General features: G+C 59.6%; 16 protein-coding genes. 2 read left to right on the forward strand and 14 right to left on the reverse strand.

Translation table 11 applies throughout. The features are described from left to right. A partial coding sequence (locus QJ48_RS25230) for a DMT family transporter (RefSeq protein ID WP_157261754.1) occupies positions 1-500 on the forward strand: 500 nt, incomplete at its 5' end. A gap of 43 nt (positions 501-543) precedes the next feature. Here QJ48_RS25230 and QJ48_RS25235 read toward each other — a convergent pair. The 6 genes from QJ48_RS25235 to QJ48_RS25260 form a co-directional block, all read right to left on the reverse strand. After that, positions 544-1524 carry an AraC family transcriptional regulator gene (locus tag QJ48_RS25235; RefSeq protein ID WP_054976176.1) on the reverse strand — a complete coding sequence of 327 codons (981 nt, stop codon included), beginning with the start codon at positions 1522-1524 and terminating at the stop codon, positions 544-546. Further along, a complete protein-coding gene (locus tag QJ48_RS25240; protein ID WP_054976177.1) occupies positions 1521-2540 on the reverse strand; it encodes a Gfo/Idh/MocA family protein in 1020 nt (339 codons plus the stop codon). Before QJ48_RS25240 ends, QJ48_RS25235 begins: the two co-directional genes overlap by 4 nt. A 24-nt stretch (positions 2541-2564) precedes the next feature. Then, positions 2565-3647, reverse strand: a complete 1083-nt coding sequence (locus QJ48_RS25245) for a Gfo/Idh/MocA family protein (protein ID WP_054976178.1) — start codon at positions 3645-3647, stop codon at positions 2565-2567. A 141-nt stretch (positions 3648-3788) separates the two neighbouring features. Next, positions 3789-4970, reverse strand: coding sequence for an aminotransferase class I/II-fold pyridoxal phosphate-dependent enzyme (locus tag QJ48_RS25250; protein ID WP_054976179.1), 1182 nt, complete (start codon positions 4968-4970; stop codon positions 3789-3791). A 47-nt stretch (positions 4971-5017) separates the two neighbouring features. Then, positions 5018-6103: a site-2 protease family protein gene (locus QJ48_RS25255; RefSeq protein ID WP_054976206.1), complete on the reverse strand. Its 1086-nt coding sequence runs from the start codon at positions 6101-6103 to the stop codon at positions 5018-5020. A gap of 26 nt (positions 6104-6129) precedes the next feature. Then, positions 6130-6507, reverse strand: a complete 378-nt coding sequence (locus QJ48_RS25260) for an arsenate reductase family protein (RefSeq protein WP_054976180.1) — start codon at positions 6505-6507, stop codon at positions 6130-6132. 163 nt (positions 6508-6670) lie between these two features. Between QJ48_RS25260 and QJ48_RS25265 the strand changes: the two genes are divergently transcribed. After that, complete coding sequence (locus QJ48_RS25265; protein ID WP_054976181.1) at positions 6671-7411, forward strand: YdcF family protein; 741 nt, start codon at positions 6671-6673, stop codon at positions 7409-7411. A gap of 75 nt (positions 7412-7486) precedes the next feature. Here the strand turns inward: QJ48_RS25265 and QJ48_RS25270 are convergent, their stop codons facing one another. From QJ48_RS25270 to QJ48_RS25305, 8 genes are all read right to left on the reverse strand, one after another. Beyond that, positions 7487-8548: an RluA family pseudouridine synthase gene (locus QJ48_RS25270; protein WP_054976182.1), complete on the reverse strand. Its 1062-nt coding sequence runs from the start codon at positions 8546-8548 to the stop codon at positions 7487-7489. Further along, positions 8545-9114: a cob(I)yrinic acid a,c-diamide adenosyltransferase gene (locus QJ48_RS25275; RefSeq protein WP_054976183.1), complete on the reverse strand. Its 570-nt coding sequence runs from the start codon at positions 9112-9114 to the stop codon at positions 8545-8547. The genes QJ48_RS25270 and QJ48_RS25275 overlap by 4 nt, the downstream gene beginning before the upstream one ends. Continuing rightward, positions 9111-11873: a cobyric acid synthase gene (locus QJ48_RS39390; RefSeq protein WP_054976184.1), complete on the reverse strand. Its 2763-nt coding sequence runs from the start codon at positions 11871-11873 to the stop codon at positions 9111-9113. Before QJ48_RS39390 ends, QJ48_RS25275 begins: the two co-directional genes overlap by 4 nt. Positions 11874-11884: 11 nt before the next feature. Beyond that, positions 11885-12727 carry an adenosylcobinamide-GDP ribazoletransferase gene (cobS, locus tag QJ48_RS25285; protein ID WP_237763057.1) on the reverse strand — a complete coding sequence of 281 codons (843 nt, stop codon included), beginning with the start codon at positions 12725-12727 and terminating at the stop codon, positions 11885-11887. After that, positions 12706-13686 carry an adenosylcobinamide-phosphate synthase CbiB gene (gene cbiB, locus QJ48_RS25290; protein WP_054976185.1) on the reverse strand — a complete coding sequence of 327 codons (981 nt, stop codon included), beginning with the start codon at positions 13684-13686 and terminating at the stop codon, positions 12706-12708. The genes cobS and cbiB overlap by 22 nt, the downstream gene beginning before the upstream one ends. 244 nt (positions 13687-13930) lie before the next feature. Next, positions 13931-14476 carry a bifunctional adenosylcobinamide kinase/adenosylcobinamide-phosphate guanylyltransferase gene (gene cobU, locus QJ48_RS25295; RefSeq protein WP_054976208.1) on the reverse strand — a complete coding sequence of 182 codons (546 nt, stop codon included), beginning with the start codon at positions 14474-14476 and terminating at the stop codon, positions 13931-13933. A gap of 29 nt (positions 14477-14505) precedes the next feature. After that, on the reverse strand, positions 14506-15588 hold the full coding sequence (gene cobT, locus QJ48_RS25300) for a nicotinate-nucleotide--dimethylbenzimidazole phosphoribosyltransferase (protein ID WP_054976186.1): 1083 nt from the start codon (positions 15586-15588) through the stop codon (positions 14506-14508). Beyond that, positions 15585-16367: an ABC transporter ATP-binding protein gene (locus QJ48_RS25305; RefSeq protein ID WP_054976187.1), complete on the reverse strand. Its 783-nt coding sequence runs from the start codon at positions 16365-16367 to the stop codon at positions 15585-15587. Before QJ48_RS25305 ends, cobT begins: the two co-directional genes overlap by 4 nt. Positions 16368-16532: the final 165 nt, after the last annotated feature.

Consider the following 16532-nt stretch of genomic DNA (forward strand, 5'->3'; position numbering starts at 1 on the left):
GTATTGTCTTAATCACCTTGAATGGCAGCTATATTTTAAAACTGAATCCGCTAGGCGATGTTCTGGCTATTCTCCCCTGCTGGTTTCGGGGGGCCTATTCCATTTTGATGCGTCATATCAGCAAGCTTGGCTATCCTGCCGTGGGCAGCACCCGCCGTGTCTTTTTTTACGGACTGATCTTCATGCTGCCAGCGCTGCCCGTGTTCGACTTCCGTTTAGATCTGGACCGATTTGCCGAAGGAAGCCATCTTCTCAATCTATTATTTCTTGGCGTTGGTGCCTCCGCGCTTTGCTTTGTAACATGGAACTGGAGCGTCGGCGTTCTCGGCGCGGTCAAAACAAGCATCTACATTTACCTGGTCCCGGTCATCACCGTGGCGGCCTCTTACCTGATTCTGCATGAGAACATCACCGGAACCGCTTTATTAGGCACGTTTCTTACGCTGGCGGGATTATTTCTTTCGGAGAAAAAAGCGAAGAAGGCGAAAAAAAACACCTGACAGGTGTTTTCCCCATTCGATATGCGAACGAAGGAGAACGGCGTCAGGTGTTCGGAAACGGCCGATTCTGGTTAACGTCATGCTGCAAGCGGTACTGCATCGGCGTGGTGCCGAGCTTTTTCTTGAATACGTAATGCAAATAATTGGCGCTGGAGAAGCCGTTCTGAAACGCAATCTGATCGATGGTAAGCTCGCTCTCGGCCAACTCCTTGCAGATTTGCGCCAGCCGCACATGCTCGATGTACTCGCTGAACGTGCCTCCCGTCTGCTCGCGAAAAATGCGCTGCAGCTGTCGCGGACTGACCTGCACCCGCTCCGCCACCACCTCCAGCGTTAACGGCGCCATGTAATTGTCCTTGATGAACTGGGCGGCAAGCTGGTAGCGGTAGTTTTTCATATCGCGGGACGGCAGGTCCCGCTGCGGCGTATCGTCGTAGGCGCGCGTCATCCGCAGCAGCACCTGAATGATTGATTGTTTGATCACCGTCAGGACGCCCGGCTGATTCTCGTACCAGGCCCGGTATGCGGTCATGAAGCATTCCATCGCCTTGTATTTGTCGGCCATCGGCCGCGGAGGCAGCTGCTCCAAGCGGCGGATGCACGCTTCCGCCTCCGCCTGCTCCCAACGGGCTCCCCACGCCTCCGAATCTGCCGACTCTTCCGCATCCAGCTTCTGAATATCGATATGCAGACACAGCTCATCCATCGCCTCGAAGGCGTCCGCCTCCTGGTAATGCAGGAGACCGGGACCGGTCAAATACATCTGGCCTTCCTGCAGCGAGTACGGCTCGCTGCCGAGAATGACCTTCCCTTTGCCGCGCGGGATAAAATGAAACTCAAAGTCCGAATGTTTATGGAAATGAACGATCCGGCCCGGAGCAAAGCTGGTATGGTGAAAGTTCAGCATGCGAATGCCGTAACGGCCCCATTTGAACTCCACCTCCAGTCGGTCAAGCGCCGTCGGGTTTTCCAGCATCAGCTCGAACGGATACGGCCTCGCGCCGATTCGGGACTGACCGTTCATGGCTGCAAATCGTTAAGCAGACAAGCCGCCCCGGAACGTGCGGACAAGTTCGAAGCTTCCATTAACCGCGTCAGGTCGAGCGCAAGCCCGATATTTTCGTCCGCCGTCGTCCCCTGCTGAATATGGGCTACCCACTGATGAAAAGCCGACGGGCGACCGGCAGGAAGCTCCTGCACGCGCCATTCCTCGTCCGACGCCGTTCCGCCCTTCGCTGTGCGCACGAGCAAACGGTTGTCGTGCGTCGAATAGAGCAAGCTGCCTTCCGTGCCGTGCACTTCGATAACGAACGGCGAGTGCCGGTTGACGAAGCCCGCCTCCACAATGGCAAGCGCCCCGCTGGAATAGCGCAGCACGGACACCGCATTGTCCTCGACTTCCCGGCCGGTGACGAAGCCGTAGTTGGCCGTTACGCTCTCCGGCATGCCGAGGAACAAGCGGGCCAAATACATCGGATGGCAGCCGAGGTCGATCATCGCGCCGCCGCCGCATTGCTCGGCATTGTAGAAGTGCGCGGGAAGCCAGCCGTTCGCCGATTGATCGTTCGGAATCGCGCCGTTATGAGACAGCCGCGTGCGGACGAGCGTCACCTCGCCGAGCAGCCCCCGGCTCAGCACGTCCTGTACGGCCAGCGTGTAGCTTTCGTTCAATCGCGGAAGCGACACTGTTAATTTGACGCCGGCCTTGCGGACCGCCTCCATAATTTCGTTGCTTTCCTTCAGCGTCGGCGCCACGACTTTTTCCGTAAAAATATGTTTGCCCGCCTGCGCCGCTGCCACCATCACATCCTGGTGCAGGTTGGTCGGCGTATCGACAATGACCGCATCGATATCGGGCTGGGCCAGAAGCTCATCCAGCTTGTCGTAAAACCGGACGCCCCGTGCTTCCGCTTCCCGGCGTCCGCGCTCCGGCAGCTCATCCCACACGGCCACAATTTCCGTGTCCGGATGCTCCGCCGCCTGCTTCGCGTAATCGGCGGCATGCACATGCCAAAAGCTGAGCATCGCTACTCTGATCATCGTTCCCATCCTTCCTTCCGGCGCTTAGTCAAAGTATACGGCTTTGCCCGTTTTCGCCGATTCGTAGATCGCTTCGAGAATTTCGGACACGACGCAAGCCTGCTCCGGCGTGACGACCGGCTGCTTGTCATGCAGGATGGCATCGATCCACAGACGCATTTCCGTATCCGGCGCGCTCTCGCTTTGCCCGTCGTAGAAATCGACTCCGCCGCCGCCGAGCTGGATCTTGTTCATATACAAGCGGCTCAGCTTCTCGCCGTTCAGCCGGAGGCCGTCCTCCATATCCGCGCCGCCTTCCGTTCCGCACAAGGTGCTCTTCGCTTCCTTCGCATCGAGCGTGTTCAGCGCCCAGCTCGATTCCAGCATGATGGTCGCGCCGTTCTTCATCACGATCATGCCGAAGGCCGAATCTTCCACCGTAAACTTCTTCGGGTCCCAAGGTCCCCAAGCATTGGCAGCGTTTTCTTTGCCGGACAATTTATGAAATGCCGTTCCAAGCACGACCTTCGGTTCATAATTGTCCATCAGCCATAGCGTCAGATCGAGGGCATGCGTGCCGATATCGATCAGCGGCCCTCCGCCTTGCTTATCCTCGTCCAAGAAGACGCCCCAAGTCGGCACGGCGCGGCGACGAACGGCATGCGCTTTCGCATAGTAGATGTCGCCAAGCTCGCCTTCCTCACAGATGCGTTTCAAATAAAGGCTGTCCGCCCGGAACCGGTTGTTGTAGCCGATCGTCAGCTTCTTGCCTGTCCGTTTGGCCGCCTCGACCATCCGGCGCGCATCGGCCGCTGTCTTGGCCATCGGCTTCTCGCACATCACATGCTTGCCGGCTTCCAGTGCCGCAATCGTGATCTCCGCATGGGAATCGTTCGGCGTACACACGTGAACGACATCGATCGACGCATCCTGAAGCAGCGTTTTATAATCTTCATAGACCTTCGCTTCCGCACTGCCGTACTTCGCTTTCGCTTCCTCGGCCCGATCGGAAATAATATCACAAAATGCGACAAGTTCAACTTGCTCCAAACGAGACAGACTCGGCAAATGCTTTCCGTTCGCAATGCCGCCGCATCCGATAATGGCAATTTTGAGCTTCTGGGACACTTGATACGCCTCCTGTTTTTGTACGACATGCCTTCATAGTAGCATGATTGAGGCGGCGATGAAATTGCAATTTGGCGACAGGAAAAAGTAAGATATTGCGACATCATTAAAAATACACAGCAATTAGAGCACAAGCGTTTGTTAATGGGAAGCCTCCCGCAAAAACTGTCCGATCCGGCGGACCGCTTCCTGCAGCCGGTCCTCTTCCTGAACGAGAGCAATGCGGACGTATCCTTCGCCTTCTTTGCCGAACGCGTCGCCCGGAATAACGACGACTCCCACAGAATACAGCATTTCCCGGGAAATCTGTCGAGACGTCCAGCCTTCGGGAATCGGTGCCCAGATGAACATCGTCGCCTTCGGCTTCGGGATGCTCCAGCCGGCTTCGTTCAGCCCTTCGATCACAATATCCCGCCGCCGTTCGTACAGCGCTGCAACCGACCGGCTTCCCGGCATCATATCTTCCTCCAGCGCTGCGATGCCGGCTTGCTGCACCGCCAAAAATACGCCGTAGTCGATATTGGACTTCAACACGCGCAGAGCGCGGACCGCGTCACGCTGCCCGACCATGAAGGCGATGCGGCAGCCGGCCATATTGAAGCTTTTCGATAAGGAATGGAATTCGACGGCGATGTCCTTCGCTCCCTTGACTTCCAGGATGCTGGGCGGCTTGAACCCGTCAAACGACATCTCGGAATAAGCAAGATCGTGCACCAGCAGCAGCTCGTGCTCGCGGGCATACTCGACCAACCGTTCGAAGAACGCCAAGTCAGCCACCGCCGACAGCGGGTTGCTCGGATAGTTCAAGAGCATGAATTTGGCTTGCCGCGCCACGTCCGCCGGGATGTCCTCCAGCTTCGGCAAAAAGCCGTTATCGGCGCGCAGCGGCATATGGTAAGGCTGCACCCCGGCCAGCACCAGACTCGCGGAATAAATCGGATAACCCGGATCGGGAACCATCACGGTATCGCCGGGGTCCGTCACCGCCATCGCCAAGTGCGCCAAGCCGTCCTGCGAACCCATCAGCGTGACGATCTCGTCCTCCGGATCGAGCGTGACCCCAAACCGGTGGGCGTACCAGCGGGCGACCGTTTGCCGGAACTGCGCGCTTCCTTCCGATGTCGGATAGCCGTACAGGCCCGGATCGTTCACCGCGCGCGTCAGCGCTTCCATGACACGGGCGGACGGCGCCCGGTCCGGGCTTCCGATGCCGAGGTCGATCACATCGACGCCGCGCGCCGTCACTTCCCGCTTCCACGCCGCCATCTCAGAAAAAATAGCCGAACCCAGTTCGGCCAATCGTTTCGATTCCCATCTTTTCATCTATGCGTTACCTCGTTTTCCTTCCGAACGCCGATTCGGAATGTTGATTATACCTTCAGTCCCGTTACCTCGTGAACGTACCACATCATGCCGATAAGAAACGCCGCAAGAAGCGCATACGCCGTCCCGAACTTCCACCGCGCCGCCGTAGGAACTTCGTAATATTTGTCATTTTCGTATAAACGGTAATCGATCTGGCAGTGGATCATCAGATGCAGACCGTCTTCTTTCCGGAGATGCTCTATTCGGGTTACGTGGGCACGCTTGATGATTCCTTGATGCATAAGCGGCACCGTTCCTTGAAAATGAAGACCTTCCCAGAGGACGTTGACATACTGCTGCCCGTCCAAATCCGAGAACGTGACAAAAGGCAGCTCCCGCTTATGCTCCGGGCCGGGAATCATATAGCCGTGTGCCAGCAGCGGCTCGGCCGCCACCAGAAAGCTCGCGTTGACGAACCGCTCCTCGCCCTGCTTGCGGTCCTTGACGAATTTTTTGTACAGGTCGTAGGCGAACATCGCCCAAATGATGAAGAACAATATCGAGCGCAGATAAATGATCACGACCAGTCCTCCGATCAGGCCGACCAGCCAAAGCCAGCGCGTTACCGCCGTCGCGATCCGCCCTCCGTCAAGCGGATGAATCGGCAGCAGGTTGATCAGATTGAGAAAAAAGCCGACATAAGCGATCGAATAAAGTAGTTTACTATGATCCGGATTATCCATCGCATAGGCTGCGCCGAATACGGCTAAGGCGCCGACCGTTCCGAGAACCGGTCCGCCTATAGCGACATACGCTTCCGTCACCGCATCCCGGGGATGCCGCTTCATGTTGATCAGCGCGCCCAGGAACGGGATAAACACCGGGGCTGTCACCGGCAGCCCTTTTTGCTTGGCGGCAATGACGTGACCGAGCTCGTGGATGAGCAGCAGCAGTACCAAGCCGATAGCGAACTGCCACGGAAACACGATCGCATACGCGCCGATGGTCACCGCCATCGAGATGATCGCTCCCCCGAATTTGCCGAGCTTCAGCAGCGGCAGCAGCGTTTTCAGCTGCGTCAGAATGAAGGTCGCGGCTGCGCCGATATACCAAAGCGGATTTTGTTTTTTCGGTTTAGGTCTTTGCTGCAACAAGGCTCACACTCCTTAGATAAACCTTACGATTCGTTCCCCCAATTTTCTTCGTACAGCTCCGGCTTGAAGCCGACCGTCACCCGCTCCCCATCCGTCGCGACCGGCCGTTTGATCAGCTTGCCGTTCGATGCAAGCAGCTTCATTTTCTCCTCGTCGTTCAACTGCGGCAGCTTGTCCTTAAGCTGCATCTCTTTATACACTTCGCCGGAGACGTTAAACCACTTTTTGATGTCCAGCCCGCTTTGCGGGATCAGCGTCCGAAGCTCCTCTATGGTTGGAGGCTGCTCCATGATGTGGATCGCCTCCACTTCCCATCCGTGCTCTTTGAGCCACTTCAACGCGCTCCGGCAGGTGCTGCAAGCAGGGTATTGAAAAACTTTGATCGATTTGCTCTTGCTCATGATTTCTCTCATCCTTATCCTATCCTGAAATGGTTAACTATGACATGAATTCATTATACCGATGAATCGGCTGGTCCTGCAAATCGCGGCCGTACGGCCAAAAGTTGAAAAAAGGCGGCCATGCGCAGATAATGGAAAAGAGTCCCACAGGAGGAGCTTAGCCATGATTTATGTTCTTAAATTCATTTACAGTTTCTTGATGCCTCCCGGCTGCTTCGTTCCGCTGCTGCTCCTGATCGGCTGGTGGCTTTACGCCCGCGTCCGCCGCTCGGCCGGCATCGTTCTGTTCGCCTCGGCCTTCCTCGTCTATTTGCTCTCGATCCCGCTTGTCGGCGAAACGGCGCTGCAATCGATTGAAAATCGTTATTCGCCGCCCATGGCCCTCCAGGGCGACGTCTACGTCATGCTGACCGGCGGAGCGGTGTCGGGGACCCCGGACGTGAGCGGTACCGGCCACTTGAGCGGCAGCACGCTGCACCGTGTCGTCGCGGTGGCCGAGCTGTACGCCGCCAAGCCGCTGCCGGTCATCGTCTCCGGCGGGCAGGTGTACGCCGATACGGCCAACGAGGGCCAATTAGCCCGCAGCAAGCTTATCGCGCTGGGCGTTCCGGCCGAAGCGATCCGGCTGGACGACCGGAGCCGCACGACCCAAGAGAACGCGCGATACTCGAAGCAGCTTCTGGACGAAGGCGGCTGGAAGCGGCCGGTTCTTGTGACGTCGGCTTTTCATATGCCGCGCTCGGTGAAGCATTTTGCCGCGCAGCACGTTCAGGTCGTTCCGTATCCGGTCGATTATAAGATCAGCCGCGGCACAGGCTGGACGGGAAGACTATGGATTCCGACCTCGGCGGCCATGGACGATCTGAGCCTCGCGGCCAAAGAGTATTTGGGGCTGCTTCAATAACGAACGAAACCGAAAAAATCCGCTCGTTTCCCGGAACGCCTTTTAAATAAGCGGGAACGGCGGATTTTTTTATGGTTAGTGCGCAGCCTCGGACTGCTCTAATTGCCTGATGCAGCGTTCCATATCCGCAGGCAGCGGCGCGTGAAATTCCATTCGCTGGCGCGTGACAGGATGCGTCAGCCCGAGTGTGCAGGCATGCAGCGCTTGACGCCCCATTCCATAGTCCGCTGCGGGCGAAGCCGCCAGCCCGCTGTCGGCTTCGGGTATGCCCTCGGCTATTGGCGCCGGGGCACCGTACTGCAGCTGCGCGCCGTCAGCTTCCGGGATACGTCCCTCCGCAGCCGCCTTATCCACTTCGTCCGCCGTTCCGCCGGGGCCGTACATCTTATCGCCTAGCAGCGGATGGCCAAGATGCCGCATATGCACGCGGATCTGGTGCGTCCGCCCCGTCTCCAGCCACAAGCGCACGAGCGTCGCTTCGCGAAATCTCCGCTCCACGCGGTAATGCGTGACCGCCGGATAGCCGGTTGGCGTGACGATGCGGACATGCGGCGCAAGCGGATTGCGGTCGATCGGCGCATCGACCGTGCCTTCGTCGCTCCCGATTACGCCGTGTACAAGCGCGACGTATTCCTTCTTTAGGCCGTGCGCCTGCATCTCCTCCGAAATTTGCTGATGCACGTAAGGATTTTTGGCGACGGCCAGCACCCCGGACGTCTCCTGATCGAGCCGGTGCACGGGGCGGAAGCGGAAGCTCACGCCCTTTTCCCGCCAATAATGAACGACGCCGTTCGCCAGCGTATCCGTATAATGTCCGTGCGTCGGATGCACGATCATCCCGGCCTCCTTGTTCAGCACCAGCAGCTCGTCGTCCTCATACAAAATGTCGATCGGAAGCGGCTGCGGCAAAATATCGTCCGACGCTTCCGTCTCCATCCGCGCGGCGACCCGGTCTCCGGCGCGTACCTTCACATCGATATATTTGCGTTCCCCGTTGACCGTAATGCCCTGCTCCGTCAGCTTCAGCCGCGAGAGAAGCTTGCGGGATACGCCCATTCGTTTTTGCAAAATCGTCCTCAGCACCATGCCGTCGTCTTCTGTCGGGACGATATATTCCAGCGGTTTATAATAGCTCATGACTTGCGTCTGAACACCTCGGCGCTCCGAATATATTCCACGTCGCCGTTTCCGGCCCGATGATTGGCGACCCGGGCGACCGTAAAGAACAAGTCCGACAGCCGGTTCAAATAACGGCGCACCTCTTCGTTGATCGGCTGCGTGCGCGCAAGCGTGACGACCCGGCGCTCGGCGCGGCGGCATACCGTCCTACATACGTGCAGCGCCGACGACGCCTGGCTCCCGCCCGGAAGGATAAAGCGCTGGATGTCCGGCGTCTCCGCATCGTATTTGTCGATCCACGCTTCCAGCCGGTCCACCATCTCGGCCGTCACCTTATACGGCCGCAGCTCCTGCTTCAGCAGCGCCAGATCGGAGCCGCAGTCGAACGTCTCGTGCTGGATTTGCAGCAGATCGGCGAGCAGGTCCGCATCGCGTTCCGCATCCAGAAACCCCATCGCCTGGCCGATAAAGCAATTCAGCTCGTCAACCGTGCCATACGCCTCGACGCGGACGTCGTCCTTATCGACGCGCCCTCCGATCACCCCGGTTTTCCCAGCATCGCCCGTTCTCGTATAAATTTTCACTGAAATCCCTCCCGGCCTTTATTCCACCCTATCATCTCATACAATCGCTCCATATCCAAGTGCTCCCGCACATGGGCCGCGAGCCGGTCGAAGGCCGCCTCCCGGCGTTCCTGAAAGCGCAGCTCCGCCGGCAGCGGCTCCAGTCCTTTCGCTGCACGAATCCGATTTAACCACGCGCGGCGGAAATCGTCGTTATGCAAAATGCCGTGCACATACGTGCCCCACAGCCGTCCGTCCGCACAGACCGCGCCGTCCGGCGACGAACCGGATTCGGCAGATCCGGTATCGGGATGCGATAACTCGAACGGGTGGTCGACAGGCCGTAAAAACGAAGTCACGCCCATGTGAATCTCATAACCCTGGATTTCAAACGCCTGCTCGGGATCGGCATACAGCCGTGTCGTACCTGCGGCTCTTACAGTCCGTTTCTCTGCAGCAAAGACGGTTTGCGTCGGGAATAGACCGAGTCCGTCGAGCACCGGTTGGTCGGATTCGACCGCATTCGGATCGAGCAGCTTCTCCCCTAGCATCTGATACCCCGCGCAGATGCCCGTCACCCATCCGCCGCTCTTGGCAAAATCGAGCAGCTTCCGGTCAAGACCGCAGTCGCGAAGGTACAATAGATCGTCGACGGTATTTTTGCTGCCCGGCACAATGACCGCATCCGGGGACCCGAACGTCTCCGCCGAATCCACAAAACGGAGCCGGACATCGCGCTCGTATTCGAGCGGATCGATATCCGTAAAGTTGGACAGGCGCGGCAGCCGGATGACGGCGATATCGAGCATGTCTTCGGACAACGCCGTATCGATGCGGCCTAGAGCGCCCTCCGCCAGCTTTCGTTCAAGCGACGCCGAATCTTCGTCCTCCAGCCCAAGCTGCGGCAAGTAAGGAATAACGCCCAGCACCGGCTTGCCCGTCCGCTTCTCCAGCCATTCGATCCCCGGCGTAAGCAGCGTAACGTCTCCCCGAAACTTATTGATGATAAAGCCCTTCACCCGGCCGCGTTCCTCCGGCGACAAAATGTCCAGCGTCCCGACGAGGGAAGCGAACACGCCTCCGCGGTCGATATCCGCCACGAGCAGCACCGGGGCGTCCGCCCATCCGGCCAGCCGCATGTTGACGATATCCCGGTCTTTCAGATTCACCTCAGCCGGGCTGCCCGCCCCTTCGATCACGACCGCATCATAGGCTTGCCGCAGGCGAGCGAGCGCTTCCTTCACCACCGCTTCGGCTTCCGGCAAATATTTTTCCCGGTAAGTCCGCGCATCCAGGTCACGGTAAGGCTTGCCGTGAACGACCACTTGCGAGACCATGTCTTTTTTGGGCTTGAGCAAAATTGGGTTCATGTCCGTCGTCGCCGGAATCCGGCAGGCGTCCGCCTGCATTCCCTGCGCCCGGCCGATTTCTTTGCCGTCCGGCGTCACGTAGGAGTTGAGCGACATGTTTTGCGATTTGAACGGCGCCACGCGCAAGCCGTCCTGCAGCAGGATGCGGCACAAAGCCGTCGTCAGCAAGCTTTTGCCGACATCGGAGGCGGTTCCCTGCAGCATGAACGTCGGGGCGAGCTTCAGCGATGCGGAATCGGCCTCATCAGACGAAAATGGATCGCCGCTCCGCGAGCCTTCCGCCCTCCGGGCTGCCGCGGCTTCTTCGCCCGCCGTTGCGCGCTCCCGCGCTTCGAGCAGGTCGGCAATCGACTGCCTAAGGCCGTCCAGCAGCGCTTCGTTCTGCTCCCTCAGCTTGACCGCCACCCGGCAGTACGTTTCGTCCAGCCCGGGAAACAGCGAAGCGTCCCGGATCAAAATGCCCCGCCGCCCCATCGCCGCTTGCAGCTCCCGCACATCGAGTCCCAGTGGCCGCAGCGAAAACAGCACAAAGTTCACATCGCTCTCGTACACGGTCAGGCCGAGCGATTGCAGCCCGGCACGCAATCGATCCTTCTCTTCCTTCACCCACTCCAGTGTCCGGCGCACAAACTCCCGCTCCTCCAGGACGGCCGAGCCGATCCACTGGGATAAAGCGTTTACGCTCCACGGCACCTGCAGCCGTTTCATCTCGCGGATTTGCTCCGGATGCGCCACCACGTACCCGAGACGAAGCCCGGGAATCGAATAAAACTTCGTCATCGAGCGGATGACGGTCAAGTGAGGACTTTGCGCCGCAGCGCGGGCCAGCGTCAGCTCCTCCTCACGCGGGCAAAAATCAAGAAACGCCTCATCGATAATGGCCGGGATTTCTCCTTCGGCCAACGCCTGCACCACATCATCCGGCAGCAGAAGCCCGGTCGGATTGTTCGGATGGCCGAGAAACAGCAGATCGCACCGGTCGGCAGCCGCCTGTACATCGGCCAGTCGAAGCGCAAAACCGTTCGCTTCATCAAGCGGGATGTCGACGATACGCCCCCCTATTTTCTCCACGGCTTCCTCGTATTCGGCAAAAGACGGTCGGACCAGTCCCGTCACCCCGGGACGGCGCACCCGGACGGCCAAATCGATCAGCTCCGCCGCCCCGTTGCCGACGAGCACGCATTCGACCGGAACGCCGTGCTTGGCCGCCAGCTTGCCGGTCAGCTCCCGCACCGCGGGGTCCGGGTAATGGACGACCTCCTGCCATTGCTCGGCCAAAATGCGTCCTACCGCCTTGGGCGGTCCGAGCGGGTTCATGTTCGAGCTAAAGTCGACAAACCGCTCCCGCGGCTTGCCGAAAGCTTCCGCGGCCGTCCACAAATCGCCGCCGTGTCCGTATCGTTCCAGCATCGCAACCTCTCCTATCCCTTAATCAACACAAGCACGAGCAGCAGAGCCGCTTCCAGCAATTCGTTCATCGCGCCGTACGTATCGCCCGTCAGTCCGCCTAATTTCCGGTGAATCGAAACGCTCATCAAAACCCCTGCCCCAATTGTCACGGCGAGCAGAATGCCTACTATACCTACCATATGCCAAAACGGAAGCGTAAGCCCTCCGAATGCTTCTCCCGCCGCAACAACGCATAATGACAGCAGCAGCGCCACCAGTCCCGAGCCTGCGGCATGCCCGGCCCCGACACCGCGAAAAAAGCCGCCCATTCCGCTTCCTGCCTGACGCGCATACGGCCAGCAGGCTATTGCTACGACCATGTACCAACGGGTCCACAACGGAACCAGCGCCAAGAGGAGCCACAGCTTCCCCTGGCTGCCAGTTACCGCAGCAGGCAGCAGCTCCGTCAGCAGCGACCATTTCAGCAGCAGCACCAGCACGGCGGCGATGACGCCCATCGCGCCAACCCGGCTGTCCTTCATGATTTCCAGCATTCTCTCACGCGAACGGTGGCTCAAGATGCCGTCGGCCGTATCCATCAGCCCGTCAAGATGCAGCGCCCCGGTGAGCAGCACCCAGATCCCGAGCAGCAGAGCGGCTGCCGGAAGCGGGGGCAGCAAGCTGGTCAGCAGCAGACCGACAGCCGCCGCGATAAGTCCCAACACCAGCCCGACAAGCGGATAAAAAACGACGCTCCGCCGAAACAAAGCGTCGTGATAATCCAGCTTCACCGGTACGGGCAATCGGGTTAAAAATTGAAACGCAGCCGCGCAGGCTTCGCCCCAAAGCCGCATCAAACGAATAAAAGCGCGCACAGCAATCCCCCCGCAATGACGTAACTGACGCCGTACAGCATGCGCACGGTCCGCTTAATATCTTCCCGCGTGCGCTCCCGCAGCGGCCAGCCCATCCGGGCCCGCTCGCTTGTCCGGCCGTGATATACGTTCACGCCCCCAAGCTCGATGCCGAGCGCGCCGGCCACCGCCGACTCCGGAATCCCGCTGTTCGGACTCGGATGCAGCCGCGCAAACTTCAGGACGGCTTTCGCCGCGCGAATGGCATCCAGTCCGGGACTTGCAAGCGCAACCAAGACGAGCAGCCCCCCGGTCAGCCTCGCCGGAATCCAGTTGAGCACATCGTCGAACCGGGCCGAGGCCCAGCCGAAGTGCAGGTACTTCTCATTTTTGTAGCCGACCATTGAATCCAGCGTATTCGCCGCGCGGTACAGCATCGCCAGCGGAGCTCCGCCGAGCAAAGCAAACAAGATCGGCGATACGACACCGTCTACGATATTTTCAGCGACCGTCTCTACGGTCGCCCGCGTAATCTCCGGCTCGTCCAGCCGCGTCGTATCCCGTCCGACGATATAGCCGACATATTTACGCGCTTCATCCAAACGCCCTTCGACCAGCGGGCGGTACACCGCCATAGCCGCATCCTTCAGTCCTTTGATGGCGATCGTGGTCGAAATGAACCATGTGTTCACCGCATAGCCGAGCCACGGATGCACCTGCGACGCGGCCCAGACGATGAAATACATTGCGCCGAACGCCAAGCCTACCGTCGATACGGTAAGCGCAATGCCGCGCCAGCGTACGGCCCACTTGCCGTGAACTCCTGCCGACCGCGCCCCGTCCGGCCACAGCCGCTTTTCCACGGCGGAAATCCACCGTCCGATCCAGATCACGGGATGCGTCAGCCAGCGCCATGACGGATCGCCGAGCACCCAATCGATGACGATGGCGGCCAGCACCATTGTTAGCGTTTCACTCATACTTTGGTGGGTGTATCTCTTTGTTCGCTCCGCTTGACTTCGTCAAAAGTCGCTCTCAAAGAGATACACCTCCTCCCTATAAAAGACTAAAAGCTTAATGCGCTGCGGCGGCGGGCATGGAGCCGGGCATGATTCTTGGTTCGCTCCGTTGACTTCGTCAAAAGTCTCTCCCAAGAAAGCGCACCCGCTCGGCCCCCCCAAAAAAACAAAATTCAAAAACCAAAACCTTAAATATAACTGCGAGCTACAGTTTGAAAGCCATGCTCTTGAGTTCAAGAGGAATGCCGGAGGCGACAAGGAAAACTTGATCGGCCTCGCGGGCAAGACGCTGATTCATCCGGCCGGACAAATCGCGGAAAATGCGGCCGAGCTTGTATTCTGGCACAAGCCCGGCCCCGACTTCGTTCGTCACGAGAACAGTCGGCTGCTTCACCGCCGCGAAGACGGCAGCCAGGCTGTCGATCTTTACCTCGAGCTGCGCTTCCGCATCCGGCTCCTGTTCCAGCCGCAGCAGCCAGTTGGACAGCCAGAGCGTCAGGCAATCGACGAGCACGACCGGCGCAGCAGAGCGTTCGAGCAGCTCCGCCAAGGCGAAGGGCTCCTCGGCCGTCGTCCAGCGGAAGCCGCGCTCGCTGCGCGCTTGGCGGTGCAGGGCGATGCGCCGCCGCATCTCGTCGTCATACGCTTGCGCGGTTGCGACGTATAAGCCCTCATGGCCCAGCACCGCCGCGTACCGCTCGGCGAACCCGCTTTTGCCGCTGCGCGCCCCTCCTGTTACAAGCACTTTCATCGGCGCGTTTCCTTTCCGTTGACCGGCGTTCATACGCCTGCCCGTTCCGATGTGCCCGTAACTCCGGCATCCGCGAAGGTCGCCATCTCCTTCATAATGCGGACCGCCGATTCGATCATCGGGAAAGCCAGCACCGCGCCGGTGCCTTCGCCCAGCCGCATATCCATGCGAAGCATCGGCGTCAAGCCGATCTCCGCGAGCAGGCGCTCATGGCCCTGCTCCTGCGAGAGATGCGACGCGATCATATACGACACGCTGAGCGGGGCCAACCTTGCCGCGACCAAGGCCGCGGCCGAGGAGATGAAACCGTCGATGACGACGGGGATGCGGCTCTGCGCCGCGCCGAGAATAAGGCCGACCAATCCGGCGATCTCGAGGCCGCCTACCTTGGCGAGCGCTTCCAGCGGATCGGAAGCCTCCGGTCGGTTCGTTTCAATCGCCCGGCGAATGACCGCCTGCTTGTGCAGCAGCCGCTCGTCGTCGATTCCGGTTCCGCGTCCTGCCGCAGCGGCTGGATCCGTCGCTCCGAGCACGGCCAACAGCGCCGAGCTGGCCGTCGTATTCCCGATGCCCATCTCGCCGGTAGCGAGCAGCCGATAGCCTTCGCCCGCCAGCTCCTGGGCTATTTCCACGCCGACCATGACCGCGGCTTCCGCCTCCGCCCGCGTCATCGCCGGTCCTTTCGCCATGTTGGCCGTTCCCATGCGAATCTTGCGCGAACGCAGCAGCGGATGCGACAGCTCGGCGTTGACGCCGATGTCCACGCAGACGACATCCGCCCCGGCCTGCCTTGAGAGCACATTGACGGCCGCTCCGCCGTTCAGGAAGTTGAGCACCATCTGCGGCGTCACCTCCGCCGGAAAGGCGCTAACCCCTTCCTCGCATACGCCATGATCTCCCGCCATCACGACGACGGCTTTTCGCGTCAGCTCCGGCATCACCTCGCCGCGAATGCCTGCGAGCTGCTTCGCGATTTCCTCCAGCCTTCCCAGGCTGCCGGGCGGCTTGGTCAATTGGTCCAGTCTGCGGGCCGCCTCTTCCATGATTCCCTCATCAAGCGGCCGAATGTCCGATAGCACTTGTTGTAACCGGCTTTGATCCGTCACGGTCATTCCCCTTTTCCGAGCAAAATTTGCGGCACGCCGCTATCCGGGTGCCGAAGCACGTACGGACGCGTGCCGTATACGTTCTCCAAAAGATCGGCGCGCAGCACTTCCTCCGGCGTACCGATTCCGGCTACCTCGCCGTTATAAAGCAGCATAAGCCGATCGCAATACTGCGCGGCCAAATTCAAATCATGCAGCACCGAAATGACGGTCATCCCGCATTCCTGCTGCCATTGACGGACCTTGTCCATCAGGTCCACCTGGTACCCGATATCCAGGAAGGTCGTTGGTTCGTCCAGCAGCAGCAGCTTCGGCTCCTGCGCCATCGCTTTGCCCAGCGCCACCCGCTGCCGCTCGCCTCCGCTCAGCCTGTCGACGGTACGCTCCTCCAAAGGTCTGAGCTTCAGCCAATCAAGAATTCGCTCGATTAAAACTGCCGAATCCCCGAGCTCGTCCCCCAACCAATTCTGGTACGGGTAACGGCCCATCTCGACGATTTCGCGCACCGTGAACCCGAGCGGCGGCAGCGCATCCTGATGCAGCACGGCGAGCTGCCGGGCCAGCTCTTTGCGGGAGACGACTTCCACCGGACGGCCGTCCAGCTTCACCGTTCCGGCGTCAGCGCGCTCGGAGCCGGATATCATATGCAGCAGCGTCGACTTCCCGCTGCCGTTCGGGCCGAGAATGCCGAACCATTCGCCCGGCTCTACCGAGAAGCCGATCTGTCGAAGCACCGGCCTGCCGCCAAACGTTTTGGCCGCCCGCTCCACTTCAACCCGTATCACAAGTTTGGCTCCCCTTTCCAGAAGTCCTATATATGAGGAGCACCGTGTGAACGGACTTCCTCCGGTCGCCGTTGTCTTTAACTATCTTGAACGACGCCCCGCTTCCACCGAAATCATTCCCCTCTGCACCCCCGTTTGATTGACCCGGACGCCAGACGCAGCGGC

This window comes from Paenibacillus sp. A3, assembly GCF_001399685.1.
Lineage (GTDB): Bacteria > Bacillota > Bacilli > Paenibacillales > NBRC-103111 > Paenibacillus_G.

What these genes read in the sequence shown, in the direction of transcription:
- QJ48_RS25235 (WP_054976176.1), bottom strand. Translation starts at nt 1,524, where the DNA reads ATGAACGGTCAGTCCCGAATCGGCGCGAGGCCGTATCCGTTCGAGCTG.
- QJ48_RS25240 (WP_054976177.1), bottom strand. Translation starts at nt 2,540, where the DNA reads ATGATCAGAGTAGCGATGCTCAGCTTTTGGCATGTGCATGCCGCCGAT.
- QJ48_RS25250 (WP_054976179.1), bottom strand. Translation starts at nt 4,970, where the DNA reads ATGAAAAGATGGGAATCGAAACGATTGGCCGAACTGGGTTCGGCTATT.
- QJ48_RS25260 (WP_054976180.1), bottom strand. Translation starts at nt 6,507, where the DNA reads ATGAGCAAGAGCAAATCGATCAAAGTTTTTCAATACCCTGCTTGCAGC.
- QJ48_RS25265 (WP_054976181.1), top strand. Translation starts at nt 6,671, where the DNA reads ATGATTTATGTTCTTAAATTCATTTACAGTTTCTTGATGCCTCCCGGC.
- QJ48_RS25270 (WP_054976182.1), bottom strand. Translation starts at nt 8,548, where the DNA reads ATGAGCTATTATAAACCGCTGGAATATATCGTCCCGACAGAAGACGAC.
- QJ48_RS39390 (WP_054976184.1), bottom strand. Translation starts at nt 11,873, where the DNA reads ATGCTGGAACGATACGGACACGGCGGCGATTTGTGGACGGCCGCGGAA.
- cbiB (WP_054976185.1), bottom strand. Translation starts at nt 13,686, where the DNA reads ATGAGTGAAACGCTAACAATGGTGCTGGCCGCCATCGTCATCGATTGG.
- cobU (WP_054976208.1), bottom strand. Translation starts at nt 14,476, where the DNA reads ATGAAAGTGCTTGTAACAGGAGGGGCGCGCAGCGGCAAAAGCGGGTTC.
- cobT (WP_054976186.1), bottom strand. Translation starts at nt 15,588, where the DNA reads ATGACCGTGACGGATCAAAGCCGGTTACAACAAGTGCTATCGGACATT.